Genomic DNA, 14,530 nt, shown 5'->3' with positions numbered 1-14,530 from the left:
AAAAGGAGTAAGTATGCCAAAAGTAAAAATGCCCAGGAAAAGCACGAACATCGACATGACGGCGATGTGCGACGTGGCGTTCCTGTTGCTGACTTTCTTCATGCTGGCGACCAAGTTCAAACCGGACGAGCCGGTAGCGGTGGTTACTCCGTCTTCTATCAATACCCAGTTATTGCCTGATTCCGATGTTATTCTGCTGACGGTAGCAAAGGACGGCAGGGTGTTTTTTAGCATGGACGGTCAGCCTAAAAGAAGGCAGCTCATAGAAGATCTCAACACCAACTTCAAACTGGGGCTGGAGAAAAAAGAGATCAATAACTTCATAGTTGGTTCCAGCGTTGGTACGGACTTCAAGAACCTGAAACAGGTATTGAACATGAGTGCCGACCAGCGTAAATCTTCCAATATCGAAAAAGGCATTCCGATGGACTCTGCCAATAACGAACTGGGGATCTGGATCGAATACGCCCGCGCAGCACAAGGTGCCGCAGGCGGTGGGATGAGCAAACTGAAGTATTGCATCCAGGCGGACAACGACGTTCCTTATCCGGTGATCAAAAAGGTTCTGGACACTTTCAAGGACAAGAAGATCCAGAAACTGAACCTGGTAACGAACCTGGAAGCAAAACCGGCAGGCTCTGCCGCTGCGATTTACGAAGAACAGCAGCAGTCCCAGTCTAAGAAAAAGTAGTAACGGGGGGACCGTTAGTACAATTGTTTCAACAAAAAAAGAAATGCTACCATGGCTGAAATGGATACCAGCAGTAGTGGCGGTGGTAAGAAACACCAGGGAACGAAATCCAAAAAGCTTTCGACCCGTGTTGACATGACCCCGATGGTGGATTTGGGTTTTCTCCTGATTACCTTCTTCATGCTCACCACCACTATGTCTAAGCCCAAGACGATGGATCTGGTGATGCCCAAGGATACTGAGAAAGAGGAAGAGCAGAACAAAGTGAAGGAAAGCACCGCTCTCACTATCCTGTTAGGCAAGAAAGACCAGGTTTATTACTACGAGGGATTGGCGCAAGACCCCAATGCCTCCAGTAATCCGGACTTCTTCAAAGCGACAACTTTTGCCAACACGAACGGCATCCGTGACGTGATTATCAAAAAACGCGATGAAGTGTCCAAATTCAGGAACTCAAAAGGAGAGCCCGAAGATGTGGTGGTGATCATCAAAGCTGATGACGGCTCCACATACAAGAACTTTGTAGATTTATTGGATGAAATGGCAATCAACCGTATCCAGCGCTATGCAACGGTGGATATCAGCGACCAGGACAAGCAATGGATCAAAACTACTGAGACCTCCAACGGGATCCAGTAGTATGGAAAAACTAATTTTTTTGCATCCATCTATAAACAATTAACAATGGATTCAGCTAAAATCCTTAAGTCCGATTTTCTTGACATCCTGTTTGAAGACAGGAACAAGAGCTACGGTGCTTATGAACTTCGCAAGAAGTACGACAAACGCGTGCGGAATTCCATTCTGGCCACAGCGGGCCTGGCCCTGCTGATCGTTGGCGGCTACCTTCTGTATTTAAATGCGAAGGGCGACAACTCAGATATGGTAAAGAAGCCGATCGTGGAGGATATCAAACTGGAGGACGTGAAGTTGCCGGATGATCCGAAAACGCCGCCTCCGCCGCCTCCGCCGCCCGCTCCGCCGCCCCCGGTAAAACCGTCCGTGCAGTTTACGCCGCCGGTAATCAAGAAAGACGAAGAAGTAAAAGCCGAAGAGGAACTGGTGAAGATCGAAGAGATCAAAGATAAAGCCGTGAGCACCAAAACTGTGGAAGGCGATCCCAACGGTATTGACCCGGGATTGATCAACGACAGTAAAGGTACCGGTGTAATCGACGCACCCGCACCTCCCCCGAAAGACGAGATCTTCACGTTCGTGGAGCAACCTCCGACCTTCCCTGGTGGTGAAGAGGCGCTGGCCAAGTACCTCAATAACAACATCCGCTACCCACCCATGGCAACGGAAAACGGCATCTCCGGTACAGTGTTCGTATCATTCGTGGTGGACTCTGAAGGTACCATCAAGGATGTGAAAACCGTAGGCGCCCCGAAAGGCGGTGGCCTCGAAGAGGAAGCCATCCGCGTGGTGAAAAAAATGCCGAAGTGGAAACCCGGTAAGCAGAACGGACGCCAGGTATCTGTGCAGTTCAACCTGCCGATCCGCTTTACACTGCAAGAGTAGTAATAAGTCTCACGCTAGTAAGAATACATGTTCCCCCGTCTGTAAAGGCGGGGGAATTTTTTTTGGGGGGGATTGTATGGTGGGCCCCATTCTTCAGTGCGGCGTATTTTATTTAATTTCGGCCTATGATTGGAAAAACAGGCGGTCACGACGATACGATAGTAGCCATTGCCACCGCGCCCGGCGTAGGCGCCATTGCGGTGATACGGCTGAGCGGCCCACAGGCCATCGGCATTACAGACAAACTGTTCCCCGCCAAAAAACTGGCGGAGCAACCCGGGCATACCTTGCATTTCGGGAGCCTGCAGCTGCACGGCCGTGTGATAGACGAAGTGGTGGTGAGCCTGTACCGCGCCCCGAAATCATACACCGGCGAAGAAGTGGTGGAAATCTCCTGCCATGGTTCGCCTTACATCCAGCAACAGATACTCGAAGCCTGCATCGCCATGGGCGCCCGCCTCGCCCGGCCGGGAGAATTCACGCAGCGCGCTTTCCTGAACGGCAAGCTCGACCTCACACAGGCCGAGTCTGTCGCCGACCTGATTGCCAGCAATACCGCCGCTTCCCATCAAACCGCGATGCAACAGATGCGCGGCGGCTTTTCCAAAGAGCTGTTCGCCCTGCGGGAGCAGCTGATCAAATTCTCCGCGCTGATAGAACTGGAACTGGACTTCAGCCAGGAAGACGTGGAGTTTGCCGACCGTACGGCGCTGTATACACTGGTGGACGACTCGCTTAACGAAGTGGAACGCCTCGTGCATTCCTTCAAAGTAGGCAACGTGATCAAAAACGGCGTCAACACCGCCATCATCGGGCGTCCCAACGCCGGTAAATCCACTTTGCTGAATACGCTGCTCAATGAAAACCGCGCCATCGTCAGCGATATCGCCGGCACCACGCGCGATACCATTGAGGAAGTGCTCAACATCGGCGGAATCCTCTTCCGCCTGATCGATACCGCCGGCATCCGTGAAAGCACGGATACCATCGAAAGCATCGGCGTCGCTAAATCACTGGAGAAAATGAGAGAGGCCGGCATTGTGGTGTATCTCTTCGACGTGTCCGAACTCTCAGTGGACGATCTGCTCGCGCAGGTGCGGGAGTTCGACCGTGAAGGCATTCAGTTTTTGCTGGTGGGGAATAAGGCGGATACCCTCGGGTTTGAGGAGGCGCGTGCGAAATTCGGGATGGTGCCGGATGTGATTTTCATCTCCGCCAAACAACACGGGCATATCGATGACCTGAAAGACAAACTCGTTTCCCACGTGATGGGCGGCGCGGTCAATACCGAAAACACCATCATCACCAACGTACGCCACTACGCCGCATTACAGGAAGTATATGCCGCCCTGATGGACGTGAAGAAGGGCATGGATAACCGGCTGCCGGGGGATTTGCTGGCGCTGGACATCCGGCGCTGCCTGTTCTTCCTGGCTGATATTGCGGGGGAGGTGACGAACGAGGACCGGTTGGATTTTATCTTTTCGAAGTTTTGTATCGGGAAGTAGAACGACTTAATATCAGAACACTCTGATAGGTGAGGGGACACGAGTCTGGCAATTTAGTGTAGTCCTGCCCGGTAGGCTTACGGGTGTAAAGATAGGAGGATGTAGACAAATTGTAGACGCTAGTTTAATAAACTGTAGACTGTTGAATTTGTGGGTTATTTTTATAAACTGTAGCTTTATCAGAGCAATAATCCGCTTTCAACTTTGACAGAATAATGGAGAAGAAATACGACTTTACAACAGAGAACTTCACTAGGATCATCAATTCTGACACTGTTCCCGCTCATGATCACAATGGACTTGACCTTGAATTTGGCGATACGGAAATTACCATAAAAAAGCCCTACATCGATGCTGATGGGGAGGAAATGGGCAACAGTATCTTTATTCTGCACGACAATACGCTGTGTATCTCCATGCGGAGTGAAGGCGGCTTTTTGTTTACTTTTTACCGGGAAAACGAAAATGAAAGTTTTAAAAACCTCGAAGCCGGTAGCCCGGATAGCATCAAAGAATTTACCTGGCAGATCTGGACTAAAATTGTAAACTATATAGATGATATGAATGCTGGGAAAACCCCTTTCCATGCCTTCCGAGAACAATTCGGTATATATAGCGTTCCTTACGATCTGGAAAAACTTTTTGAATTTGAGAAGGAGTATGGTGGAGGCAGCTATGCGGATGGCTTTTACCTGAACGCGATTGATAAGACCGGACTAAAGACCTATTCAGAGGAAGAAGGTTTTTTGAATTCTTTTATAGAGTTCGCGACAGCAACAGGCGGAGGAAGCATCTATGCCATTTGGGTGATTAATGAAAACCTGGACAAATGCCCTATTGTGGTTTTTGGAGATGAGGGCGGAATACATCTGGTGGCTAAAAACACAACGGATTTGATCCACCTGCTCGGTTATGATGTGGAAATTTTCGTAGACTGGAGTTCAGCTTATTTTTATAAAGGCGGGGAAAACGATAACAGAAGCGAACACCGGGACGCTTTTTTGGCCTGGTCCAAAACAAACTTCGGGCTGGAACCGGTACGAACAGATGAAGAAGCGGCGGCCATTGTGCAGGTCGCCAGTGATCAGTATGCCGATAGTCTGTATGATTTTTTAATAAAATACGATATTGATGTGGAAGAGGGGTATGAAACAGTACAGAAACACAGGAGCTTTGAAGCATTTGAAAAGAATTTTCAGGGAAGAGAAACCCCTCAGGAATTGGTTTCGCTTTACGCTTTTCAGCAAAGCCATGCTAATTATTCACAATATTTCCTGCTTAGAGGATACGATTCTTCTATTTTGAAAACATGGAGCCAGAGCGATGCGTTTATAAGCGCCGTTATACCTTTTGCAAGGGCCACGAGCTTCGGGGCATGCTACGCTTTGTGGGATGAGAGGCTGGGTAAAGAAACTAAAGATATGCCCGTAATTGTACTGGATAGGGAAAACGGAATAGATGTCGTCGCTGAAAACGTATTGCAACTCCTGCGTTTACTCACTTACGATATTGAACCTGTGCTGGATGGCGAATGCTTTAAGCTCAGTAATGATAAGGACAGTTATTCTTTGAGCAATAATATAGACGCTTACAGATCCTGGCTAACCGATAATTTTAAAATAGCGCCTGTAGAAGAACCTTATGAGGAAATTATAGATCCTGCTCAGGCAAAATTTTCTGATGCATTTTGGCACTGGGAAAATCTTCACCGGCCCGATAAGTAATGCAGCTATCCTAACTAAGCATATTTTGTACTATGAAACCGCTAAAAGCACATGTTTGAAGTGTATTTTTAGCTCAAAAAAGTATTTGCTGAGGCGGTTCGTTTCTTATGTTTTAGTTTGTCTTGTTTAGCTTATTATTGTCCCTCATTTGCCCCTCGTAATTAGTATCTAACTGTAAATCAGCATTGACTAAGTTCTGTATCGGGGGAAGTAATATCTCGAAAACACCATATCAAACCGCCCTCATTTACCGGGTCTAAAATCACATAACACACATAACAAAAGCAAGGCGGATAAAAAATCCCTGGAGATGATTGATATTACCAACGGTTGCCTGCAGCTTTCCGGATAGATGAAGCTGTTACCCTGGATGAAAAAAACGCCTCGCCCGTACACTGTTGGCGAGGCGTTTTGCCGTTGTGTTGGCACGAGCCTGAAATATTGCTAAATTCACTCTCATGGAAGCCATCACATTTTTACAACAGTACCCCGACCAGGTTTCCAGCCTGGCCACTCAGCTACGTGAGGTACTACTGGAAAATTTACCCGGCGTTACCGAACAGGTTGACTTGCCTGCTAAAATGGTCGCTTACGTTTACGGGGAAAAATATGCTGACATGATCTGCACGATCATCCCTTCAAAAAAAGGATTAAAACTGGGCTTTTATAAAGGAAGTGAACTTCATGATCCGGGTCATTTGCTGGAGGGAAGCGGCAAAATTTCCCGCTACGTGGTGATCGGAAATCAGGAAGATATTTACAGCGGCGCTTTAAAAAAGTTACTTGGTAATGCGCTGGAAGCCTATCAGCAAAGAACCCGGCGTTAACCCGCTGAAGTCTCACCCGGGTAAACCGGGGCTTTTTCGGAGCCTTCAGGTCTTTACCCCATCCTCCATTATTGCAGATGCGTGATCAACAACGCTTCCCCTGTTATCGTGGGCAAGGTTACCATAGCCCCGCTACTTTTTACCGTCGCTTTTTTATTGCTTTTAACGATCAGGGTTTTCCCCGGCCAGGGATTCTGTAATATACAATCGCGGCCTTTTTCGCTGACGACTTTTACATATTGCACCACGCCGTTTTTTAATGCCGCAGAAACGAGGAAGGCCCCTTCACTCCGGATATTCGTAAAGGAGCAATCTTTTTCACGGGGCCACACTGCAAATACCCGCAACACATGCTGGTTGGACATGCATAGCATTTCGTTGATGGTATTGGGGACAGTGCTGCAATTTTCAATACCGTGAGGGTTATTCAGTTGGAAGCCGTTCGGGTATGTGTGTAATGTGTAGTCACGCAACTTCTGCAGGATGGTATCGGCATTATATCCTACCCTGACGGCGGCGGGGAAAAAACTATTCGAACCGTTCATGTCGAGCCAGCGGTTCATTTCGCGGATGGTATGTTGCGAAATTTCCAATAGCCTGGGGCTGCTGCTCAGGCCAATCTGACCGGCAGGATAAATATGCTGAATGCCGAGCGTATTATCTCCCCACCAGGCGGTTCCCTGTTCGCTGTAACGGAAAACAGTTCTGCCATTGCGTTGTTGTACGGGATAATCTGCCAGGAGATCCGCTTTCTCCTGCCAGACATTTCGTAATTCCGCGTCTTCGCCCAACAGCGCGCTCATGTCAATGGCGGTTTTCAATACCATCGGCAGGAGGCCTAACGTCAGAATGGGATTCCTGGTGCCTATTGTTCCTTCATGAATGGCATCATTCTCGATAACGTAGCGGGCGCCTTCCCTTTTGAGATAGTGCTGCCAAAAGACAGCCACTGATCGGACAAAGGGATACACCCTTCTAGTAAACGCCGTGTCGTACGTGCGGTAGAACTGCGTGGAAAGATTGGTGACGCAATAAGCCGCGTTGCTTTTTTGCCCGAAAAACAATCCTTCATCTTCCGTCTGCCCGCCAGTGATGTATCCACCAAAGCTTTTGCGCATGATGTCATTCTTCCTGGTGCTTTCGATGCCCAATGGGCCAATGCCAACAGGATACAAGACGCCGTCGGCGATGCCGGTAATTTTTTCCGCATAATATTTGCCCCTGGATATAAAATCGATCAGCGGCGTTTCGTAGGGCGATGCCTGTTGTAAATGATTGGATGAATAGAGGGCGTAGAACGGCGCGGAGTAATTATAGTTGAGATGATAATCGCCATTCCATGCCGGCAGTTCCCGCGTCACCCAACTTCCGAAAATACCGGGAGGGAACTTTGGATCGCGGCTGCAGGAGGCCATGGTGTATTGCGACTTGTAATATTGTTGTTCGATCAAGGAATCGCCGATATCTACAAAACTTTCATTCCAGAAGTGGCTCCACCAGGCGGCATGTTCCCTGCGGATTTTTGCAACTGCGGCATTGCCGGCCTGCTGCGCCTGTTGCCGGGCGGCCTGCAGGCAGTCATTTGCTTGCATATTACTGGTAAATACACAAACGAGTGTAATGGTTTTTCCCGGAGAGATAGTAAACCCGTTCGATGACTTCCCCAATATTCTTACTGCGGCTGCCGCGTTGGAAGGTATATCCACACCTTGCCGGAACCCTCGTAATATCCATTGTGTACCCTGTCCATTATCGCCCGACGAAACGGTATCCACGAATTTATTCACGGCGGGATGGGCTATGTGAAACTGGTCGGCTCCAGGCAGGCTTAATGATACCTTCCCCTTCAGGAGAACATGGCCGCTGTTCGTTATGTCGATAACAAGCCAATCATTTTTGGCCGCCATCATGGATGTTATTCGTATGGAAGTGTCCTGTTTTTTGAAATCGGCGATAGTGACAGCCCGGAACAAATCCTGCTCCACGCGGTAGGACGCGCCTTTCAGTTCGGGGATTAAAATTTCCAGTTTACCCAGTACGGCGGGATAGGATTCGTTGAACCCTGATTTCAGGCGCCAGAAATCGTTCCTGGAAAGATAATAGGTTTGTTGTTCGGGGCGCCCTGCCATGGCCGCGGCGGCAAAGCCATTCCCCAGCAGCGGCCCGTCAACGGCAACGCTAGCAGGCGTTCTGGCGGGCGGGGCTGTAAACACGTTTTTGTATTTGCCCACCACCTGTCCGGCGCCTGTTTGCGCCCTGGTTTTGAATGGAGAGGATAAGAGCGCGCAAATGCCCGCAATGTATATTCCGCTGTTTGTAAATTTCATCGTGGCGCGGCTGCCGGTTTTGTAGACGGCAGTCTGCTTCGTTCCAAAATCTGTTCTTTTGAGGTCTCAAACAACCACTATTTTGCTCGCTTGTTGTTCATAATTTGCAATTTCCCGGCTGCCGGTAAAAACGAGGCATCATGGAATAAGCAGGTGAAGAATATCTCTTCGGTTCCCCGTTTCCTGTCTTTTGCAGAAAAATTTGAAGAATGGAAAAATAAAGTATCTTGGCAGCCAAAATTGATCAGTTGCCGCAAAGTGACCCTGGAAAGAAATTGACAAGTGCAGGGACTGATCATGCCTGTTATGAATGCAGGTCGCAATTAGAACGGCCAACCTCTTTCACCTGTGTTCGGTAAATGTTATGAAAAAAGGGTGTTTGAAGTGATGCTCGCCGCGGTATGCATATGCTCCGCCTGTATCTGTAAATACCTTAACGGGCAGCTTGAAGTGCCCATCCGTGCTACTTTTAAGAAATCGCTGATTACCGATGAGCAGTGTGCAACCAACACCATCCCACGAACAATTGAATGCCGGCGCCGGTATGCAGGAAGGGGCCGCTGACGTGCAACTTTGGAATCGTGTGCGCCTGCATGAGCAGGAAGCTCTGGTAACGCTTTACGAACGGCTGTATTTTTATCTGTTGAATTATGGAGCCCGCACCTGCGGTGACGTGGAGCGTACGCGCGATGCGATCAACGATGTATTCCTGGAGCTGTGGGACCGCCGGCTCAAGCTCCCGGACGTTTCCAATGTAAAATCATATCTCCTCACTTACCTGCGCCGTAAAATCTTCGCCAATATGAAGGAAGAACAGATGAGCAGCGAAGCTGCCGGCCGCCTGTCGGAAACATCGGATGCCTATGAATTTTCCTACGAAGATTGCATTGTCGCCCTTCAGGCTTCCGATGAGGTAAAGGCGAAAATAAAGCGCGCCATGGCCCTGCTGACCCCCCGTCAGAAGGAGCTTGTGCAGCTGCGTTTTTTTGACGGCCTCAGTATGGAAGATACCGGCAAAAGGGCCGGGATCTCTACCAAAACGGCTTACAACACACTGGCAGCCGCCCTGAAAACCCTGTCTGCCGGACTAATGGCGGCTTTATTTTATTACTGGCTGATGCGCTGAGCCCGCGGCGACCCGCGGCCGGGCCGTTATGAGCACTGGGGAAAAGAAAATCCGAAAATAGTTCTGTTTTTTTTGGGAATAATCGCCCGTTTCTTACACAATACATTACAATGGAGCATCAATATCACAATGCAGAGGACTTCCTGTTGGATGATTCTTTTCTGCGCTACCGTATGGGAGTAGATAAAGAGGCGGTGCAATACTGGGAGGGATGGCTGGCCGCTCACCCGGAAAAACAGCCGGCTTTTGAGGAGGCCTGCCGGATATTCGAGGTGCTGAACGGCCGTCAGGGTCGGCTGGATATTGAAGTAAGCCGTTTCAGGGGGTTGCTGCAGGAACATGTTGAACAACAAACTGCTGCGGCGGCAAAAATAACGCGTATCCGCTGGTGGCGTGTGGCTGCAGCGGCGGTGCTGCTGCTGTCGGCATCCGTTGCGGGGTGGAAGCTGCTGTATAAAGCGGAGGAGCCGGGGCAGGATGCAGTGGTGGCCGCCGCCGGGAATGACGTATTACCGGGCAGGTCAAGAGCGCAACTGGTGATGGGAGACGGTAAGGCGGTGGAGTTGGACGAAATGAGCGAACAGGCGTTGCACGAAAAGGATGGCACACGCATCGGTAAAAAGAAAGGCCATGTGGTGTATGATGCCGCTGACGGAACGGACGGGGAGATTATTTACAACACGCTCACCACCCCCCGGGGCGGAGAATACAAAGTAACGTTGCCGGACGGTTCGCAGGTATGGATGAATGCAGGTTCTTCCCTTCGTTTCCCGACAAGGTTCACAGGCAAAGAGAGGACCGTTTACCTCACGGGGGAAGCTTATTTTGAGGTGGCGCAAAACGCTGCTCAGCCCTTCCAGGTCCGGATGGCGAACGGGCTGAAAGTTGCCGTATTGGGAACCGGCTTCAATATCATGGCTTATGAAGATGAGAACGCCGTCAACACTACACTGGTGACCGGCAAGGTAAAAGTAATATCGCCGGACGGCAAGGATGTGGTGCTTTCTCCCTCGCAGCAGGCCATCCTGTCCAGGGAAAATGGGCAGTTGAAGGTAGAAGAGGCGAATGTAGACAAGGTGATTGCCTGGAAAGGAGGGATGTTTGAGTTTGATGATGATGACATATCAGCCGTTATGCGGCAACTGTCACGCTGGTACGACGTGGAGGTGAAATTCTCCGGCCCTGTGCCCAATAAACATTACACGGGCTCCATCCGTAAGTTGTCCACGTTATCGCAGGCTTTGCGCATTTTAAAAACTGCGGGAATCAGGTTTAGCATTGAAGGCAGGCAGATCATAGTAGAAGCGCAGCAGTAAACGATATCAACAGAAAAATATATAACAACCAGGATCTTCACGTAATGTGACTTTGGCAAAACAAAACCGGGAACGAGGCAACGTTCCCGGCAGAATTTGTCTGGCTGGCACATTCGCGTGTATTTGACGTAAACAGCTCAATGCTCACCCTAAACTATTCAAATCTATGCAATTTCGAGAAGCTGGCAAACACCGGATTAGTCCGGCGCTTGCAAAAACGCTGAAAGTTATGAAACTGACCGCCTTTCTGCTACTGGTTTTGGTGCTGCAGGGAAGGGCTTCCACGGCCTACTCGCAGAAACTGACCTTTAGCATGCGCAATGCTCCGCTGTCCAAGGTGTTTAAAGAGATCCGGAAACAAACCGGTTATATCTTCTTTTACAACACCGAAATGCTGGAAGAGACCAGCAGGGTTTCCCTGACGGTGGTGCAGGCGGACCTGGAGGATGTACTGAACAAATGCCTGCAGAATAAAAGGCTTAATTACAGCATTGTCGACAATACGATCGTCCTTTCCGCAAAAACGAAAGACGAGGCGGAGAAAACTCCTGAAGCCGTTGTGAACATATCGGTATTCGGGCGGGTAACGGACGCCGTAACGAATGAGCCGCTGGCGGGCGCTTCCGTGAAACTGAAGGGTACCTCGCAAGGCACCAGTACAGATGCGAAAGGCAATTACACCCTGCAGGTGCCGGAAAAAGGCGGCGTGCTGATCATCTCCTATATCGGCTATGAAATAGAAGAAAAAAACGTTTCAGCGGCGGGTGCCCTGAACGTGGCGCTGAAACCGAAAGCGGTGCTGACGGACGAGCTGGTGGTAGTGGGGTACGGCACGCAGAAACGGAAGGACATTACAGGCGCGGTATCCTCGGTAAGAGTGAGCGAAATCAGTCCCAATGTTTCCAAAAACATCAGCTCGGCCATCCAGGGCCGCGTGCCGGGCGTATCTGTGGAGTCTGCCAGCGGCGCTCCCGGAGCTGGCCTGATCATCACCATCCGCGGCATGAGCACGCTCGGCAACAATGCGCCGTTGTTCGTTGTGGATGGAGTGTTTGTTGGCGGCATCGACGGGGTAAGCCCCAACGATGTGGAATCCATCGAAATACTTAAAGATGCGGCAACCGCCAGTATCTATGGCTCCAGGGCTGCCAACGGGGTGGTGATCGTTACCACCAAGAGGGGCCGGAAGGAATCGGCCCCCCGGCTGGAAATCGACAGCTGGATAGGCACGCAGTCCATCCCTAAAAGAATGAGCATGCTGAACGGCGAACAGTGGACGACCCTGTTCAAGAAATATGTACCGGGGATTCCGGATTACAATGGCGTCAATACCAACTGGCAGGACGAAATTTTCAGGACGGCCATGGTGGCCCGTACGAACCTGAACTTCAGCGGCGGTTCCAAAAACTTTACCTATAACCTGTCTGGCGGCTACCTGAAAGAAGAAGGGACCATCCTGAACACCAACTATTCCGCAGCCAATTTCAGGGTGAAAACAGAGTATGAGAAAGGCCGGATACGGGTCGGAGAAACCGTTATCATCAAACGGGGAATAACCAGGAACAACCCCGGCGGCGGTGACCAGTCGCACAGTATTGTCGGAAGCTCCCTGATGATGCCTTCCACCGTACCGGTGTATGACCCTGCGCAGGACATGGGCGGTTTTGGCAGAAGGCCGACATACATGAAGAACCTTTCCAACCCCGTGGCCAGACTGGAAACAATCGAGAACGGTGCGAAAGACCTCTCCTTGCTGCTGAATGCCTTTGTGGAAGTGAAGCTGATCGAAGGCCTGAAATATAAATTCAATGTCGGGCTTACCGAAGGGCATAGCAGCTCAAGGGTTTACACCGGTATATATCACGACGGCAACAATGGCAATGCGATGCCGGACCTGAGTGAAAGCACCGGTACCAGTAACTCCTGGCTGCTGGAAAACACCTTGGCGTATACCAAAAAAATTGGCCGTCATAATTTTGACGCGCTGCTGGGGTACACGGCACAGAAGAACTCGTACAGCGGTTTCAATGCACAGCGCGATGACCTGCCTGACGGCACTACGGTACTCGGAGCTGGCACGGCGTCGTCACAGAAGAACGGCGGCAGCGCCAATGTGAGTACCATCGTTTCCCGCTTTGCCCGGCTCATGTATTCCTACGACTCCCGGTACCTGTTTTCCGCGTCCGTGCGCAGGGATGGCTCTTCCCGCTTCGCTACGGATTATCAATACGGCTCTTTCCCTTCTTTCTCGTTTGGCTGGAACGCGCATAACGAAGCCTTCTTTGCCGGTATCCGGCACATTGTAAGCTCCCTGAAACTGCGGGGCAGCTGGGGCGTGCTGGGTAACCAGGAAATCGGTAACTACCTTACGCAAAACAGCATCAACAGCGGGCTTAACTATGTACAGGGCGGGGTGTTATGGCCGGGTGCCACCGCCAGCGGATATGCTTCGCCAACGGACCTATCCTGGGAAGAAACAAAAATCACGAACATTGGGGCAGACTTCGGGTTCCTGAATAATAAACTGCTGGTGATCATAGATGTTTTCAACAAGAAAACGGAAGGCGTGCTGCTCAATGTACCGTTCCCGCCTTCCGTCGGTAAAACGGGCTCGCCCACACTGAATGCCGGTATCATTGATAACAAAGGTTATGAAGCCACGATAGAGTACACCGATAAAAGCGGCAACCTGAGCTACCGGCTGGGGTTGAACTTCTCGCATGTTTCGAATAAAATGAGGGCGATCACCATCGGCTCGGGCAGGCAGGAATTCGGTTCCATTTCCCGGGCGGTAGTCGGCCACCCCATCGGCGGTTTCTGGCTGATCGCCACGGACGGCATCTTCAATTCAAAAGAAGAAGTGCAGGCGCATAACAAAGGCGGTGTCGCCATTCAGCCGAATGCCCAGCCAGGTGATATCCGGTTCGTAGACTTCAACAACGACGGGATCATCGACAACAAGGATGAACAGTACATGGGCAGCCCGTTCCCCAATATGACCATGGGGCTTTCTGCCAACCTGGCCTGGAAGGGATTTGACCTGAACCTGTTCCTGGAAGGCCTGACAGGGAATAAAATCTACAACGCCAGGAGAAAGTGGATGGAGAAGATGAACGAAGTCACCAATTTGTCCACCGACGTGCTCAATGCCTGGACGCCGGAGAACCACAGCGATTTCCCGCGTTTTATTCTTGCCGACCCCAATAATAACAACCGCAGTAACATCAACAGGTGGCTGGAAGACGGCTCGTACATGCGTCTGAAAAGGGTAGAACTGGGTTATGCCCTGCCAACACGGCTCCTTGCAAAACACGGGATTGAAAAATTGAGGGTATTTGCTTCCGGCGAAAATCTTTTCACCATCACGAAGTACAAGGGCTACAACCCGGATATCGGTGGCGGTGCGCTGGTGCGGGGTGTAGACGATTCGTGGGATGCCTATCCTCTTGCCCGCACCGTATTGTTTGGCCTGAACCTCACCTTTTAACCG

General features: G+C 50.4%; 10 protein-coding genes. 9 read left to right on the top strand and 1 reads right to left on the bottom strand.

Features of this window, described 5'->3' with window-relative positions; genetic code table 11:
* Nucleotides 1–13 precede the first annotated feature (13 nt).
* The 6 genes from EGT74_RS04540 to EGT74_RS04515 all read left to right on the top strand — a co-directional run bounded on the left by EGT74_RS04540 (nucleotide 14) and on the right by EGT74_RS04515 (nucleotide 6,271).
* Nucleotides 14–691, top strand: a complete 678-nt coding sequence (locus tag EGT74_RS04540; RefSeq protein WP_123845341.1) for an ExbD/TolR family protein — start codon at nucleotides 14–16, stop codon at nucleotides 689–691.
* Nucleotides 692–742: 51 nt separating this feature from the next.
* Nucleotides 743–1,330, top strand: coding sequence for an ExbD/TolR family protein (locus EGT74_RS04535; protein ID WP_123845340.1), 588 nt, complete (start codon nucleotides 743–745; stop codon nucleotides 1,328–1,330).
* 45 nt (nucleotides 1,331–1,375) lie between these two features.
* Complete coding sequence (locus EGT74_RS04530; RefSeq protein ID WP_123845339.1) at nucleotides 1,376–2,212, top strand: energy transducer TonB; 837 nt, start codon at nucleotides 1,376–1,378, stop codon at nucleotides 2,210–2,212.
* Nucleotides 2,213–2,337: 125 nt separating this feature from the next.
* Nucleotides 2,338–3,720 (top strand): tRNA uridine-5-carboxymethylaminomethyl(34) synthesis GTPase MnmE, encoded by a 1,383-nt coding sequence (mnmE, locus tag EGT74_RS04525; RefSeq protein ID WP_123845338.1) that lies wholly within the window; start codon nucleotides 2,338–2,340, stop codon nucleotides 3,718–3,720.
* A gap of 215 nt (nucleotides 3,721–3,935) precedes the next feature.
* Complete coding sequence (locus EGT74_RS04520) at nucleotides 3,936–5,444, top strand: hypothetical protein (RefSeq protein WP_123845337.1); 1,509 nt, start codon at nucleotides 3,936–3,938, stop codon at nucleotides 5,442–5,444.
* Between the two features lie 458 nt (nucleotides 5,445–5,902).
* Complete coding sequence (locus tag EGT74_RS04515) at nucleotides 5,903–6,271, top strand: DUF1801 domain-containing protein (protein ID WP_123845336.1); 369 nt, start codon at nucleotides 5,903–5,905, stop codon at nucleotides 6,269–6,271.
* Nucleotides 6,272–6,339: 68 nt separating this feature from the next.
* On the opposite strand, the gene EGT74_RS04510 is transcribed toward EGT74_RS04515, so the two are convergent.
* On the bottom strand, nucleotides 6,340–8,598 hold the full coding sequence (locus EGT74_RS04510; RefSeq protein WP_123845335.1) for a glycosyl hydrolase family 95 catalytic domain-containing protein: 2,259 nt from the start codon (nucleotides 8,596–8,598) through the stop codon (nucleotides 6,340–6,342).
* Between the two features lie 499 nt (nucleotides 8,599–9,097).
* Between EGT74_RS04510 and EGT74_RS04505 the strand changes: the two genes are divergently transcribed.
* The 3 genes from EGT74_RS04505 (at nucleotide 9,098) to EGT74_RS04495 (ending at nucleotide 14,527) form a co-directional block, all read left to right on the top strand.
* A complete protein-coding gene (locus EGT74_RS04505; protein WP_158618004.1) occupies nucleotides 9,098–9,724 on the top strand; it encodes an RNA polymerase sigma factor in 627 nt (208 codons plus the stop codon).
* A gap of 110 nt (nucleotides 9,725–9,834) precedes the next feature.
* Nucleotides 9,835–11,040, top strand: coding sequence for a FecR family protein (locus EGT74_RS04500; RefSeq protein ID WP_123845333.1), 1,206 nt, complete (start codon nucleotides 9,835–9,837; stop codon nucleotides 11,038–11,040).
* Between the two features lie 229 nt (nucleotides 11,041–11,269).
* On the top strand, nucleotides 11,270–14,527 hold the full coding sequence (locus EGT74_RS04495; RefSeq protein WP_158618003.1) for a TonB-dependent receptor: 3,258 nt from the start codon (nucleotides 11,270–11,272) through the stop codon (nucleotides 14,525–14,527).
* Nucleotides 14,528–14,530 lie beyond the last annotated feature (3 nt).

Source organism: Chitinophaga lutea, assembly GCF_003813775.1.
Classification (GTDB): Bacteria; Bacteroidota; Bacteroidia; order Chitinophagales; family Chitinophagaceae; genus Chitinophaga; species Chitinophaga lutea.
This window is presented reverse-complemented; position numbering and strand designations above follow the sequence as displayed.

Excerpts from the sequence above, each read along its gene's own strand:
- EGT74_RS04540 (WP_123845341.1), top strand. The coding sequence starts at position 14 with ATGCCAAAAGTAAAAATGCCCAGGAAAAGCACGAACATCGACATGACG.
- EGT74_RS04535 (WP_123845340.1), top strand. The coding sequence starts at position 743 with ATGGCTGAAATGGATACCAGCAGTAGTGGCGGTGGTAAGAAACACCAG.
- EGT74_RS04530 (WP_123845339.1), top strand. The coding sequence starts at position 1,376 with ATGGATTCAGCTAAAATCCTTAAGTCCGATTTTCTTGACATCCTGTTT.
- mnmE (WP_123845338.1), top strand. The coding sequence starts at position 2,338 with ATGATTGGAAAAACAGGCGGTCACGACGATACGATAGTAGCCATTGCC.
- EGT74_RS04520 (WP_123845337.1), top strand. The coding sequence starts at position 3,936 with ATGGAGAAGAAATACGACTTTACAACAGAGAACTTCACTAGGATCATC.
- EGT74_RS04515 (WP_123845336.1), top strand. The coding sequence starts at position 5,903 with ATGGAAGCCATCACATTTTTACAACAGTACCCCGACCAGGTTTCCAGC.
- EGT74_RS04510 (WP_123845335.1), bottom strand. The coding sequence starts at position 8,598 with ATGAAATTTACAAACAGCGGAATATACATTGCGGGCATTTGCGCGCTC.
- EGT74_RS04500 (WP_123845333.1), top strand. The coding sequence starts at position 9,835 with ATGGAGCATCAATATCACAATGCAGAGGACTTCCTGTTGGATGATTCT.
- EGT74_RS04495 (WP_158618003.1), top strand. The coding sequence starts at position 11,270 with ATGAAACTGACCGCCTTTCTGCTACTGGTTTTGGTGCTGCAGGGAAGG.